The sequence below is a fragment of the Pseudomonas flavocrustae genome, from assembly GCF_029872515.1.
GTDB lineage: Bacteria > Pseudomonadota > Gammaproteobacteria > Pseudomonadales > Pseudomonadaceae > Chryseomonas > Chryseomonas aestiva.
In genome coordinates this window covers 81,056-95,156 of the sequence record NZ_JAPDIQ010000010.1, presented here as the reverse complement: position 1 = coordinate 95,156, position 14,101 = coordinate 81,056, and the positions used below count along the sequence as shown (strand labels likewise).

11 protein-coding genes are annotated in these 14,101 nt (G+C 67.2%); 8 read left to right on the top strand and 3 right to left on the bottom strand.

Translation table 11 applies throughout. From position 1 onward, the window contains the following. Window positions 1-37: 37 nt before the first annotated feature. On the bottom strand, window positions 38-1,939 hold the full coding sequence (quiC, locus tag OMP44_RS20250) for a 3-dehydroshikimate dehydratase QuiC (RefSeq protein WP_280310788.1): 1,902 nt from the start codon (window positions 1,937-1,939) through the stop codon (window positions 38-40). Between the two features lie 448 nt (window positions 1,940-2,387). On the opposite strand from quiC, the gene OMP44_RS20245 reads away from it, so the two are divergent. The 5 genes from OMP44_RS20245 (at window position 2,388) to OMP44_RS20225 (ending at window position 9,657) form a co-directional block, all read left to right on the top strand. Beyond that, window positions 2,388-3,785, top strand: coding sequence for an MFS transporter (locus OMP44_RS20245; RefSeq protein ID WP_208694052.1), 1,398 nt, complete (start codon window positions 2,388-2,390; stop codon window positions 3,783-3,785). A 252-nt stretch (window positions 3,786-4,037) separates the two neighbouring features. After that, entirely contained in the window at window positions 4,038-5,303 is a 1,266-nt protein-coding gene (locus OMP44_RS20240; RefSeq protein ID WP_280310785.1) for an OprD family porin, read from the top strand. Window positions 5,304-5,398: 95 nt separating this feature from the next. Beyond that, window positions 5,399-6,463: a PA0069 family radical SAM protein gene (locus OMP44_RS20235; RefSeq protein ID WP_280310783.1), complete on the top strand. Its 1,065-nt coding sequence runs from the start codon at window positions 5,399-5,401 to the stop codon at window positions 6,461-6,463. Window positions 6,464-7,018: 555 nt separating this feature from the next. Continuing rightward, window positions 7,019-8,836 carry an alpha/beta hydrolase family protein gene (locus OMP44_RS20230; RefSeq protein WP_280310781.1) on the top strand — a complete coding sequence of 606 codons (1,818 nt, stop codon included), beginning with the start codon at window positions 7,019-7,021 and terminating at the stop codon, window positions 8,834-8,836. Window positions 8,837-8,922: 86 nt separating this feature from the next. Next, window positions 8,923-9,657, top strand: a complete 735-nt coding sequence (locus tag OMP44_RS20225; protein ID WP_133862193.1) for a DUF502 domain-containing protein — start codon at window positions 8,923-8,925, stop codon at window positions 9,655-9,657. A gap of 155 nt (window positions 9,658-9,812) precedes the next feature. On the opposite strand, the gene OMP44_RS20220 is transcribed toward OMP44_RS20225, so the two are convergent. Then, entirely contained in the window at window positions 9,813-10,610 is a 798-nt protein-coding gene (locus OMP44_RS20220; RefSeq protein ID WP_187981120.1) for an SDR family NAD(P)-dependent oxidoreductase, read from the bottom strand. A 153-nt stretch (window positions 10,611-10,763) separates the two neighbouring features. On the opposite strand from OMP44_RS20220, the gene OMP44_RS20215 reads away from it, so the two are divergent. Together OMP44_RS20215 and OMP44_RS20210 are read left to right on the top strand one after the other, a co-directional pair. After that, complete coding sequence (locus OMP44_RS20215; protein ID WP_280310777.1) at window positions 10,764-11,207, top strand: thiol-disulfide oxidoreductase DCC family protein; 444 nt, start codon at window positions 10,764-10,766, stop codon at window positions 11,205-11,207. 129 nt (window positions 11,208-11,336) lie between these two features. Continuing rightward, window positions 11,337-12,602, top strand: a complete 1,266-nt coding sequence (locus OMP44_RS20210) for an Hsp70 family protein (protein WP_133862196.1) — start codon at window positions 11,337-11,339, stop codon at window positions 12,600-12,602. 36 nt (window positions 12,603-12,638) lie between these two features. Here the strand turns inward: OMP44_RS20210 and bdcA are convergent, their stop codons facing one another. After that, window positions 12,639-13,352, bottom strand: coding sequence for an SDR family oxidoreductase (gene bdcA, locus OMP44_RS20205; protein ID WP_208694042.1), 714 nt, complete (start codon window positions 13,350-13,352; stop codon window positions 12,639-12,641). A 72-nt stretch (window positions 13,353-13,424) separates the two neighbouring features. Between bdcA and OMP44_RS20200 the strand changes: the two genes are divergently transcribed. Beyond that, on the top strand, window positions 13,425-14,024 hold the full coding sequence (locus OMP44_RS20200; protein ID WP_280310773.1) for a TetR/AcrR family transcriptional regulator: 600 nt from the start codon (window positions 13,425-13,427) through the stop codon (window positions 14,022-14,024). Window positions 14,025-14,101: the final 77 nt, after the last annotated feature.

The following is a 14,101-nucleotide window of genomic DNA, read 5'->3' as shown; positions in this document are numbered from 1 at the left end:
GAGGAGAGGCGCGGGCACCCGCAGGTGCCCGCCTGGCTCAGAATTCCAGGGGTGCCGGGCGGCCCTGGCGGGCCTGCAGCATGGCCGCCAGGCGGACCGGGCTGTTGGCCGCGCCGTAGCCACTGTAATCCTTGCGCTGGAGGATTTCGAAGAAGAATCGGTCGGCGAAGGACTCGGTGTAGACATGGAATAGCTCGCCACCCTGGGCGTCACGGTCGTAGAGCACGTTGTAGTAGGCCAGCCGACTGAGGAAGTCGTCGTCGAAATCGAAGCGCGCGCCCAGGTCGTCGTAGTAGTTCATCGGGATCTCCAGCAGGGGTACCCCGGCGGCCTTGGCCTGTTCCACCGCCTGGAAGATGTCCTGGCAGGCGAAGGCGATGTGATGCACCCCCGAGCCGCGATAGCTGGACAGTGCCCGGGCGATGGCGGTGTTGCGATTCTCCGAGATGTTCAGCGCCAGGCGCACGCTGCTCTCGCGATTCTTCAGCGCACGACTCTTGACCAGGCCATAGGGGTCCGGGACCACCACCTCGTCGTCGGCGCTGAAGTCGAACAGGCTCTTGTAGAACAGCACCCAGCTGTCCAGCGCATCGGCCGGCAGGGCGATGGCCACGTGGTCGACATGGGTCAGACCGAGCCCTCCGCTGGCGCCGGCGCTGACATCGAAGTCGGTGTCGTAGAGACTGCGGCCATCCACGCCGCGATCGGCGAGATAGATCAGGCTGCCGTCCGGTGCCCGCACCGCCGGGATTTCCCGCTCGTTGGGGCCGACCAGGCCGCGATAGGGCTGCGCCCGGTACTGCTGGGCGCGCTCCAGGGCGGCCTGGCTGACCGGCACGCGCAGGGCCATGGCGCACAGCGAGGGCCCGTGGGCCTCGAAGAAGTTGTGGCCGAAGGAATAGGGTTCGGCGTTGAGCACCAGGTTGATCTCGCCCTGGCGCAGCAGGGTGACGTTCTTCGAGCGATGCCGGCCGGCCTGGGCGAAGCCCAGCTTGCCCAGCCAGCGCGCCAATTCGGCGCCATGGCCGTCGTCGACGGCGAATTCGAGGAATTCGGTGCCTTCCAGGCGCGGCGCCTCGGGCGGGGCGAATAGCGGCGCTGCCACCGGGGTCTCCTCGCGCTGCAGCCGCGCGGCGGTCTGCTCTTCCAGGTAGAGCAGGGATCTCAGACCATCGGCTGCGGTGGCGCGGGTCTGGGCGGCGCGGAAACCGTCGTTGAAGATCTCCAGCGACAGCGGTCCCTGGTAGCCGGTCTGCAGGATGGGCGCGAGGAAACCGGCCAGGTCGAATTCGCCCTGCCCCGGGAAGCAGCGGAAATGCCGACTCCACTCCAGCACGTCCATCTGCAGCAGCGGCGCATCGGCCATCTGCACGAAAAAGATCTTGTCCCCCGGGATCTGCGCGATGGCCGCCGGATCGCCGCCGATGGACAGGGTGTGGAAGCTGTCGAGCAGCACGCCGAGATTGGGATGATCGACCGCCTTCACCAGGCGCCAGACCTGCTGCCAGGTGTTGACGTGGCGGCCCCAGGCGAGGGCCTCGTAACCGATGCGCAGTTCGCGCCGGGCGGCGCGCTCGGCCAGCAGCTGCAGGTCGTCGGCGATCAGGCGTTCGTCGCCGAGGCTGTCGGCGGCGGTGTTGCTGCACACCAGGATGAGGTCGGTGCCCAGTTCCTGCATGAGGTCGAACTTGCGCTCGGCGCGGTCGAGATTGCGCTGCAGGCGCTCGCGGCGATTGCCCTCGAAGTCGCGGAACGGCTGGAACAGGGTGATGGCCAGCCCCAGGTCCTGGGCGCGCTGGCGGATCTCCCGCGGGCTGGCCCCGGAATACAGCAGGTCGTTCTCGAAGATCTCCACACCGTCGAAACCCGCCGCGGCGATGGCCTCGAGCTTCTCGGTCAGGGTGCCGCTGATGGATACGGTCGCGATGGAACGCTGCATGCCGGTGCTCCTGTGTTGGACGGCCACGCTGCCGAACATGGAGGGCAGCGTGGCGCGGATTCGTCGGGTCTGGCACCGATTATTCGTGGCACCGCGAGGCCCAACAATGGATTATGTACGAACCGGTTAGTTTCTGTTCGCTGATCGAACATTTGGTCATCCGGCGAATTGACCAGGCCCGGCAGCGCCTCGCACTATGGATCGCAGAGCCCAGCGCTCGTCGCTTCCGCCGCGTCGACCATAACAAGACAAACAAGAGTGTGCGTCCATGCCCCAGCTATCCACGTTATCCTGCGTGCCCCGTCGCGTCTGCAGTCCCACCGCGCTCAGTCGGCGACGGCCAGGCTAGGTCTTCCCGTCCTTTTCATCTTCGGCTCCCGCTGTCCGAGCGAGTTCGTGCGCGGCGCTGAAACCCTCCTGGCCTGACAATAAAATTCCGGAGACAACCATGGCCACTACCGCCTCCCCCACCCCCGGCTCCCAAGCCAAGAAAGCCACCGCCAGCGGCTGGATCGGCTCGGCGCTGGAATACTACGACTTCTTCATCTACGCCCAGGCGGCGGCGCTGATCTTTCCGCAGATCTTCTTCCCCTCCAGCGATCCCAAGATGGCCATCGTCGCCTCCCTCGCCACCTATGGCGTGGGCTATCTGGCGCGGCCGGTCGGCGCCTTCGTGCTCGGTCACTGGGGCGATACCCGCGGCCGCAAGAACGTCCTGCTGCTGTGCATGTTCCTCATGGGCATCGCCACCATGGCCGTGGGCCTGCTGCCCACCTACCACCAGATCGGCATCCTCGCGCCCATCCTGCTGGTGGTACTGCGCCTGATCCAGGGCTTCGCCGTGGCCGGCGAGATCTCCGGAGCCAGTTCCATGGTGCTCGAACACGCGCCCTTCGGCCGACGTGGCTACTATGCGAGCTTTACCCTGCAGGGGGTGCAGGCCGGCCAGGTGATGGCCGCCGCGGTGTTCCTGCCGCTGGCCTACTTCATGCCCGCCGATGCCTTCAACAGCTGGGGCTGGCGCATTCCCTTCCTGCTCAGCGCCTTCGTCCTGCTGGCCGGCTTCATCATCCGCCGGGAAGTCCAGGAGACGCCCGCCTTCGTCAAGGAAGAAGCCAAGACCGGTACCGCCACCGTGGCCAGACGCTCGCCCATCGGCGAAGCCCTGACCACCAGCTGGAAGGCCATGATCCTGGTCGCGCTGATGGCGCTAATGAACGTCATCCCGGTGGTGGCCACCATCTTCGGCGCCGCCTACGCGGTGCAACCGGCCTATGGCATCGGCTTCGACAAGAGCGTCTACCTGTGGATACCGGTGGTGGGCAACATCGTCGCGGTACTGGTGATCCCCTTGGTCGGCAACCTCTCCGACCGCATCGGCCGCCGGCCGACCATGATCGGTGGCGCCCTGGGTTCGGGTCTGCTGGCCTTCGGTTATCTCTATGCCATCAGCATCCACAACCTGCCGCTGGCCTTCCTCATGTCGCTGCTGATGTGGGGCGTGGTCTACCAGGGCTACAACGCGGTCTTCCCCAGCTTCTACCCGGAGCAGTTCCAGACCCGCTACCGCGTCTCGGCCATGGCCATCGCCCAGAACATCGGCACCATGCTCACCGCCCTGCTGCCGGCCCTGTTCGCCCTGGTCGCCCCGCCCGGCACCGACAACATCTGGATGGTGGTCGGTAGCCTGGCCTTCGGCGTGACCTGCCTGTCGGCCCTGGCGGCCTACCTATCGCCGGAAACCTACCGGGTACCGATGAGCGACCTGGGCAAGCCGGGCGCCGTGCAGATGGACAAGCACGCCTATGACACGGCCCGTCAGGACAGCCTCAAGGCCAGCGTCTGACCCCTCGCGAGCCCTCGCCTGGTGAGGGCTCCGCCCTGCTACCTTGGTAGCCTTGCTGTAAGACATACGTTGTCATATAACTAATCGACCGAACGCCTCGGTCGCTGCTTTCCGATAATTCAAATAAGAAAGGAATCCCTCATGTCGCCTGTACCCTCCTAGCCGTCCCGCGCGTCACCGCCCTATCCGCCCTCGTCAGATGCCGCCCCCGCGCCGGCAGGGCACCCCTCACCTACAAGAACAAGGAACACCATGAGCACTCGACTCGCTTCCGGCCGGCTCGCCCGTGCCTGCGCCGCCTTCGCCGCTCTCGCCAGCACCACGCCACTGTGGGCCGCGGACGGCTTCATCGAAGGCACCAAGGCCACGCTCAACCTGCGTAATTTCTACTTCAATCGCAACTTCGTCGATCCGGCCTACACCGCGCAGAACAAGGCCGAGGAATGGACCCAGAGCTTCATCTTCGGCTTGACCTCCGGCTACACCCAGGGACCGGTGGGCTTTGGCATCGATGCCCTGGGGCTGTATTCGGTCAAGCTCGACGGTGGCGCCGGCACCTACGGCACCCAGCTGTTGCCGACCCATGCCGGCAACGAACCGGCCAAGGATTTCGGCCGCCTGGCGGTGGCCGCCAAGGCCAAGATCTCCAAGACCGATATCAAGGTCGGCGAGTGGTTCGCCGTGCTGCCGATCCTCAGATCCGACGACGGCCGCTCGCTGCCGCAGACCTTCCAGGGCGCGCAGATCCACTCCACCGAGATCCAGAACCTGGAACTCTGGGGCGGCCAGATGCGCCAGAACAGCCCGCGCAACGACGCCAGCATGGAAGACATGTTCATGCAGGGCCGCGCCAATGCCACCTCCGACCGCTTCAACTTCGTCGGCGGCGAATACAAGTTCAACGAGAAGCGCACCCAGATCGGCCTCTGGTACGCCCAGCTCGAAGACATCTACAACCAGAAGTTCATCAACCTGATCCACTACCAGCCGGTGGGCAGCTGGACCCTGGGCGCCAACCTCGGCTACTTCATCGGCGACGATGACGGCTCGGCCCGCGCCGGTGCCCTGGACAACCGCACTGCCTATGCGCTGCTCTCGGCCAAGCAGGGCGGCGGCACCTTCTATGTCGGCCTGCAACGCGTCAGCGGCGACAGCGCCTGGATGAGGGTCAACGGCACCAGCGGCGGCACCCTGGCCAACGACAGCTACAACTCCAGCTACGACAACGCCCGGGAACGCTCCTGGCAGGTGCGCTACGACCACAACTTCGCCGCCTTCGGCGTGCCGGGTCTGACCCTGATGAACCGCTACCTCAGTGGTGACAACGTGCACACCGGCACCATCACCGACGGCAAGGAATGGGGTCGCGAATCCGAGGTGCAATACGAGGTGCAGAGCGGCCCGCTGAAGAAGCTGCTGATCCGCTGGCGCAACTCCAGCATGAGACGCGACTACAGTGCCAGCGGCTCCTTCGACGAGAACCGCATCATCCTCAACTACCCGATCTCGGTGTTGTAGGAAACAAGGGTGCGGCTGCCCGGCTGGCAACCGCACCCTTGCCCGGATCGACCAGACCTTATACTGTATAAAAATACAGCTATCGAGGTCTGCTCATGACCCAGCCCCAACGCCCGCCACGGGGTCGTGGCACCGCCAGCAATCCGCACAATCGCTTTGCCGCGACCCGCAGCGAGAGCGAGCACGACGGCTGGTACGAGGAAGCCACCCCGCTGACCTTCACCACCCGCGTGCGCCAGGAAACGGCCAAGACGGTGATCAGCCGCAACCAGTCGCCGGATGTCGGCTTCGATCGCTCGGTGAATCCCTATCGCGGCTGCGAGCATGGCTGCATCTACTGTTTCGCCCGCCCCTCCCATGCCTACTGGGACCTCTCGCCCGGTATCGACTTCGAGACCCAGCTGATCGCCAAGACCAATCTGGCCGAGCGGCTGGAGGCGGAGCTGAGCAAGCCGGGCTATCAGCCGCAGCCCATCGCCCTGGGCATCAATACCGACGGCTACCAGCCCATCGAGCGGCAGTACCAGCTGACCCGTCAGGCGCTGGAGATCCTGCTGCGCTATCGCCATCCGGTGACGATCATAACCAAGAGCGCGCTGATCCTGCGCGACCTGGAGCTCTTCGTGCAGCTCGCCGAGCGCAACCTGGTACGGGTGGCCTTCAGCCTCACCACGCTGGACGACGACCTCAAACGCATCCTCGAACCGCGCACCGCGGCGCCCCAGGCCCGGCTGCGCGCCATGCGCACGCTGCACGAGCACGGGGTGCCGGTGAGCGCCCTGCTGGCGCCGATGATTCCCATGATCAACGACCATGAACTGGAAGCCCTGCTGGAGGCGGCCCGCGACCACGGCGCCCGCTCGGCCGGCTATACGCTGTTGCGGCTACCCCTGGAAATCGTCGAGTTGTTCGAGGAATGGCTGCAGACGCACTTTCCCGAACGCGCCGCCCATGTGATGAGCCTGATCCGCCAGTCGCGTAGCGGGAAGAACTACGACAGTCGCTTCGGCATCCGCATGAAGGGCGAAGGCCAGTTCGCCGATCTGCTGGCCCAGCGCTTTCGCCTGGCCCGCCGACGCTTCGGCCTGGAGCGCCGCGAGGGTGAAGGCCTGGATTGCAGCCAGTTCGCCCCGCCGGGGGAGCAGCTGGGGCTGTTCTAGCACCGGCGCCGAACGGACTGCTCCCTCACCCCAACCCTCTCCCACAGGGAGAGGGAGAAAGGCAGCGCATACCCCGTAGGTTGGGTTGAGCGCAGCGAAGCCCAACGATCCAGCCATCCTCACTCCAGCCCTCTCCCAGAGGGAGAGGGGGGAAAAACGAGGCGCGCCCCGTAGGTTGGGCTGAGCGCAGCGAAGCCCAACGATCCAGCCATCCTCACTCCAGCCCTCTCCCAGGGGAGAGGGAGAAAGGCAGCGCACGCCCCGTAGGTTGGGCTGAGCACAGCGAAGCCCAAAGATACAGCCACCCTCACTCCAGCCCTCGCCCAGGGGAGAGGGCGAAAGGCAGCGCACGCCCCGTAGGTTGAGCTGAGCACAGCGAAGCCCAACGATCCAGCCATCCTCACCCCAGCCCTCTCCCACAGGGAGAGGGGGAAAAGCGGCACACACCCCGTAGGTTGGGGTGAGCGCAGCGAAGCCCAACAGCGTGGCATCCCTCACCCAGCCCTTCCCACCCAGCTGCTAGGCTAGACGGCTGTGTCCCTCTCTGGAGTCGCCATGACCGCCCCTATCCCGCTCACGCCGGCCCAGGCCGTTGCCGCCGGTATCGACTTCGCCGAACTCAAGGTCGATGCCAGCGGCCTCTACTGGAGCCAATACGACCCCACCGATGGCGCCACCCGCCTCTGGGTTCGCGAGGCCGGCGCGGCGCCGCGGTGCCTTACGCCGGCGGGCTTCAGCCTGCGCAGCAAGGTATACGAATACGGCGGCGGTGCCCTTTGCCTGGGTGACCAGGGACCGCTGTTCGTCAACGAAGCCGACCAGGCGGTCTATCGCCAGCCGCGAGAGGGCGGCGCGCCCGAATGGCTGGCCGGGGGCGAGGCCTGGCGCTACGGCGATCTGCACTGGGATGGCGTCCGGCAGCAGGTGCTGGCGGTCGAGGAGGATCGCCGCGAGCAGCCGCCGCGGCATCGCCTGGTCGCCTTGCGGGCCGGTGGCGCGCGCCAGGTGCTGGCCGAAGGCGCGGACTTCTACGCCGCACCGCGCACCAGCGCCGACGGCCGCCGCCTGGCCTGGATCGAGTGGGACCGGCCCCACCAGCCCTGGACCCGCACCCGGCTGCTGACGGCGACGCTGGATACCGCAGGACGCCCCGATGTGCCCACCGTCGTGTCGGCCGATCCCGACGAGTCGCTGCAACAACCGCTGTTCGACAGCGAGCAGCGGCTCTGGGCGCTGAGCGATCGCCAGGGCTGGTGGCAGCCCTGGTGCGAGTCCGCGGAGGGCTTCGCGCCCCAGCAGGCACCCGCGGCGGATCATGCGGCGGCGCCCTGGCAGCTGGGCGGTAGCAGCTGGTTGCCGACCGCGGAAGGCTGGCTGGCGACCTGGCAGGAAGACGGCTTCGGCGTGCTTGGCGAGCGCCGGGCCGCGGGCGAGACCCGCCACCTGGCCACAGACTTCAGCCGTTTCCGTGGCCTGGCCCTGGACGAGCGCCATTGCTACTGCATCGCCGCGGCGCCCACACGCCCGTCGGCGGTACTGGCCATCGATCGCCGGACTGGTGCGGTGGAGATCGTCACCGGCGGCGTCGCGCCCCTCGGCGACAGCGCCATCGTCGCGCCCCGGTCGCTGAGCTATCCCAGTGGCGACGGCCAGGCCCAGGGCTTTCTCTATCTGCCGGAACGGCAGGGCGAGGGTCCGCCGCCGCTGCTGGTCAGCATCCATGGCGGACCCACCTCCTGCACCTATCCGGTGTTCGATGCGCGCATCCAGTTCTGGGTCCGCCAGGGCTTCGCCGTGGCCGATCTCAACTATCGCGGCAGCAGCGGCCACGGTCGGGCCTACCGCCAGGCGCTGCACCTGCGCTGGGGCGAGGTGGACGTCGAGGATGCCTGTGCGGTGGTCGCCTACCTGGGCGCCCAGGGCCTGGCGGACCCGGCGCGCGCCTTTATCCGCGGCGGCAGCGCCGGCGGCTACACGGTGCTCTGCGCCCTGGCCTTCCGCGACGTCTTTCGCGCCGGCGCCAGCCTCTATGGCGTCAGCGATCCCCTGGCGCTGGCCAAGGTCACCCACAAGTTCGAGGCCGACTACCTGGACTGGCTGATCGGCGATCCCGAGATTGACCGCGCGCGCTACGAGGCCCGGACGCCGCTGCTGCATGCCGAGGGCATCCAGGCGCCGGTGATCTTCCTGCAGGGCCTCAAGGACGCCGTGGTGGTCCCCGCCCAGACCGATGCCATGGCCGCGGCCCTGGAGGCACGCGGCATACCGGTGGTGGTCAGGCGCTATCCCGACGAGGGCCATGGCTTTCGCCGGGCGGTCAACCAGGCGGACGCCCTGGAACAGGAAGCCGCCTTCTATCGTCGCTGGCTGTAAGGAAGGCGCGCTCAGAAAGTCGGCCCGCGCCGACGCTGGGTGCGCCTGGCCCGTATAGAATGGCGCTTTAGCCGTCGAGTTCTTGCATGCCCTTCGTTCGCCGCGGTATCGAAAGCATCGTCTCCACCTGGCTGGCCGGTCTGCTGCTGCTCCTGCCGCTGGTGCTGACCCTGGCGCTGATCGGCTGGATCGTCAGTTTCCTCAATGGCCTGATCGGACCCAACACCACCCTGGGCCGGTTGTTCGTGGCGGTCGGTCATCCCTTCGTCGGCAATTCCCTGGCGGCCTATGGCCTCGGCACCTTGCTGCTCCTGGTGCTGCTCTATCCGCTGGGCCTGGCGGTTAAGCTGGGGCTGCGCCGGCCACTGGGCTGGTTCGCCGACATGACCTTTCGGCGCATTCCGGTGGTGGGCAAGCTCTATGGCCTGGCCGAGCGCTTCGTCGAGTTGCTCGACCGCAAGGAAGGTGGGGCGGACATCCGCGCCATGAGTCCGGTGTGGTGCTTCTTTGGGGGCAAGGGCGTGGCGGTGCTGGCGTTGCTGCCCAATCCGGCGGTGATCGACATCGAGGGTCGCCACTATCACGCCGTGCTGGTGCCCTCGGCGCCGGTACCCGTGGGTGGCGGGCTGCTCTATGTCCCGGTGGACTGGGTGAAGCCGGCGGACATGGGCGTCGACATGTTCACCAGCATCTATGTCTCCATGGGCATCACCCTGCCGCCTGTGGTCAAGGACCGCCAGGTGGAATTCATTCCGCTGGAAGAAGCGGTGCGCCGCCAGCAGGAAAACGGGACGGCCGAGGAGCCGCCCCGCCCGTCCTAGAATCTGTTCACGGTCCCGCGAGCTAGAGACAAACAAGGCGAAAAGGGCTGAGGAAGCGGAGTTTACAACTGGTAAATGAGCATTCCGACCGGGCTGGCGACCCAGGCCCTTTTCAACGCAGTTTGGCCGACGCGCAGCAGATCGCGAATAGATTCTTAGTTCTGCACCGCCTGGACCGAACCGCCATCCACACGCAGGTTGCTGCCGTTGATGAAGGAGCCGCGCTCGGACACCAGCAGGGCGATGGCCGCAGCCACCTCTTCCACCTTGCCGCGGCGCTTCTGCACGATGCCGGGCCGCTCTTCGTCGAGGAAGCTTTCGATGGCTTCCTCGAAGGAGACGCCCTTTTCCTTGGCGCGCTTTTCCATCATGCCGTCGGTCATGCCGGTCTCGATGAAGGCCGGCGACACGGTATTGCACAGCACGCCGTGGGCCGCTTCCTTGTACGACAGGTTCTTGATGAAGGCGGCCAGGGCGGCCTTGGCCACGTTGTAGACGGCCTCTTCCCAATAGGGCTGGACGGCGTTTTCCGAGGTGATGCAGACGAAACGACCCCAGCCGCGCTGGCGCATGCGCGGGATGGCGGCGCGGCCAACGCGCACGGCGGAAAAGAAGTCGGTGGCCCAGGCTTCCTCGTAGTCGGCATCGGCCAGTTCCAGGGGATCGCCCTTGGCGCCGGTGACACCGGCGGTGTGCACCACGATGTCGATCTGGCCGAAGCGGGCCTCGCCCTGCTCCACCAGTTGGTCCACCGCCGCCTGGTCGGTCATGTCGGCGGCGATCAGCAGCGTATCGCCCGGCAGGCCCTTGGCCGCCTCTTCCAGCTTGCCCTGCTCCAGGTCGGAGAGCACCAGCTTGACGCCCTCCTCGGCCAGCAGCTTTGCCGTGGCCAGACCCATGCCACCGCTGGCACCCGTGATGAGGGCAACGCGCCCCTTGATTCCCAGATCCATACCGACCTCGCTATCAGATTGCTTACCATGCCGTGATCCGGCGTCTCTGATTCCGACTCGCCACGAGCGGCCGTTGCGCTTACCGTTCGGCGGAAAGCGCAACGGCCGCCCTGCCTGCCGGTCCAGATAGGCAAGACCCATGGGAAGATCACGATGCACGCACCTCGCCTGCCCCTGACCCTCTTTCACGACGGCGCCTGTCCGCTGTGCGCCCGCGAGATCGCCTGGCTGCGCCGCCATGCCGACTCCAGTCAACTGCAGCTGGTGGACCTGGCCGCGCCGGACTACCCCGCGCAGGCGCCGGCCGATGCCCCGCCGCGCCAGGCCATGCTCGACCTGCTGCATGCCCGGGATGCCGATGGCCGCTGGTTCAAGGGCCTGGACGCCACCTACTGGAGCTGGCGCACCGCCGGTCTCGGTCACTGGGCGCGGCCGCTGGGCTGGCGACCGCTGCGGCCTGTTCTGGAGCTAGGCTATCGGCTCTTCCTGAAGCTGCGTCCAGGCCTGACCTGGCTGCCGCATCCGGAGGGCAGTCGGCGTTGCCAGGATGATGTCTGCACGCTGGAGGCGCCGCGCGATCGCTCGCGCAAGGGCTGACGCCATCGCTCGCCCGCACTCGCCACGGGCCTGACAGAGCACCGACCAACCCTGCTGGCATCCGGCCAGGGTTCGCCTGCACGCCTGTCTCGGCTAAACTGCGCGGCTGCTCGCGTTACGGATCCTGACATGTCTGCTGCTCTACCCGCCCGCGCCCTGGGCCTCGACTTCGGCACCTCCAATTCCACCGCTGGCTGGCTCCGGCCTTCCGGCGAGGTCCTGCTGGCCCTCGAAGAAGGCAAGGCCACCCTGCCCTCGGTGATCTTCTTCAACGCCGAGGAGCGCCGCCCGGCCTATGGCCGCCAGGCGCTGCACGAATACCTGGAAGGCTACGAGGGGCGTCTGCTGCGCTCGCTCAAGAGTCTGCTCGGCTCCAACCTGCTCAAGGGCGAGACCAGCATCCTCGGCAGTGCCCTGCCCTTCACCGAGGTGCTCGGCCTCTTCCTCGGCACCCTCAAGCAGCGCGCCGAACAGCAGGCCGATCGCCCCTTCGACGCCGTGGTGCTGGGCCGTCCGGTGCATTTCGTCGATGACGATCCGGTCGCCGACCAGGAGGCCGAGAACACCCTGGCCGCGGTGGCGCGCCAGGTAGGCTTCAGCGACATCTCCTTCCAGTTCGAACCCCTTGCCGCCGCCTTCGACTACGAGCGCAGCATCGAGCGCGAAGAGCTGGTGCTGATCGTCGATATCGGCGGTGGTACCTCGGACTTTTCCCTGGTGCGCCTGGCGCCGGAGCGCCGCAACCTGGCCGACCGCGCCGGCGACATCCTCGCCACCGGCGGCGTGCACGTCGGCGGCACCGACTTCGACCGCCAGCTGAGTCTGGAAGGGGTGATGCCGCTGCTGGGCTACGGCAGCGCCATGAAGAGCGGCGCCACCATGCCCACCAGCCACTACATCAATCTGGCGACCTGGCACACCATCAACGCCGTCTACGCCAAGAAGAGCGTGCTGGGCCTGCGCGACATGAGATACGACGCCCAGGACACCCGCTGCATGGATCGGCTGTTCAAACTGATCGAACAGCGCGCCGGCCACTGGCTGGCGATCCAGGTGGAAGACGCCAAGATCGCCCTGACCGACGACTGGCGCCGCACCCTGCGCCTGGATCGCATCGAGACCGGCCTGGCCGCGGATCTGGAGCGGCCGCTGTTCGATGCCGCCATCGCCCTGCAACTGGAACGCCTGAGCCGCGGCGTGGACGACCTGCTGGCCCGCGCCGACCTCGATCCCGCGCGGGTCGACAGCCTGTTCTTCACCGGCGGCTCCAGCGGCATCCCGGCGCTGCGCCAGGCCCTGGCCAGGCGCTTCCCCGGCGCCCGCCTGGTGGACGGCGACCGCTTCGGCAACATCGGCAACGGCCTGGCCATCGAGGCGTTCAAGCGCTACGGCTAGGATAGCCGCCACGCTCGGCGCCGGTCGCACGCTCGATCAGGCGCCGAAGGCGCCGTCGATGGTGTGCATGGCACCGGTGACGAAGCCGGCCTCGGGGCCGGACAGCCAGGCGACCATGCCGGCCACCTCGTCGGCGCTGCCGTGGCGCTTGATCGCCAGGAAGCTGTGCATCAGTTCCTTCATGGGGCCATCGGCCGGATTCATCTCGGTATCGATGGGGCCGGGTTGCACCACGTTGACGGTGATGCCGCGCGGACCGAAGTCCCGCGCCAGACCACGGGCGAGCCCCTGCAGGGCAGACTTGCTCATGGCATAGGCGGCCAGGCCGGGCAACGGCATGCGATCGCCATTCACCGAGCCGATGACGATGATCCGCCCGCCTGCCGGCATCTGCCGCGCCGCCTCGACCGCCGCGTGATAGGGCGCCTGGACGTTGATGCGCAGCAGGCGGTCGACGGCGTCCGGCTCCTGCTCCAGGGCATCGCCGAACAGCGCCACGCCGGAATTCACCACCAGCACGTCCAGCGGACCACAGGCGCGCACCCGGGCGATCACCGCGTCGCGGTCGGCGCTGTCGGTCAGCTCGGCGGTGCTCCCGGTCTCCGCGGCGAGGGCCTGGGCGGCGTCAGCGGAACTGGCATAGGTAAAGGTGACCCGGGCACCTTCGGCGGCGAAGCGCCGCACGATGGCGGCGCCTATGCCACGACTGCCGCCCAGCACCAAGATCTTCTTGCCTGCGAAATTGCTCATGGATCTGCCTCCTGATTAATGTAGTGAGTGCTACAATAAGCCTCTCCCGTTTGCTGTCAAAGTATTTTTGTAATGAGCACTACAAATAAATCCGCACCCCGTGGGCGGCCGCGTCGCTTCGATCCGGACGAGGCCATCGTCCAAGCCCAGCGCCTGTTCCATGAAAGGGGCTACGACGGGGTGAGCGTCGCCGACCTGACCGAGGCGCTCGGGATCAGGCCGCCGAGCTTCTATGCGGCCTTCGGCAGCAAGCTCGAGCTCTACCAGCGGGTGCTCGATCGCTACATTGCGACGGGCGCCGTGCTGCTGCAGCACATCCTGGAGGCCGAGCTATCCCTGGCGGAGGTCCTGACCCAGGTGCTGGAAGAGGTGGCGCGCAGCTATACCGTCGATCCCCGCGCGGCCGGCTGCCTGGTGCTGGAGGGCACCCATTCCGACGATCCCCAGGCCCGCGCGGCGGCCGACCGTTACCACCAGGCGGCCCAGGCGCTCATCCGCACCCGGGTCGCCGCCTGCAAGCCAGAACGGGCGCAGGAGCTGACCGACTTCGTCATCACCACCATGGCCGGGCTCTCCGCCAGTGCCCGCCATGGGCAGAGTCCGGAGCGGTTGCTGGCCAGCGCGCGCCTGGCGGGCCTGGCGCTGACCCAGGCGCTTGCCGAGGACCGCTAAACCCCAGCCTGGCGCCCGGGTGGCGCAGCAGGTGCACTCGCCGAATGGGCAGCCGCCAGGAACACACCCGGCGAACC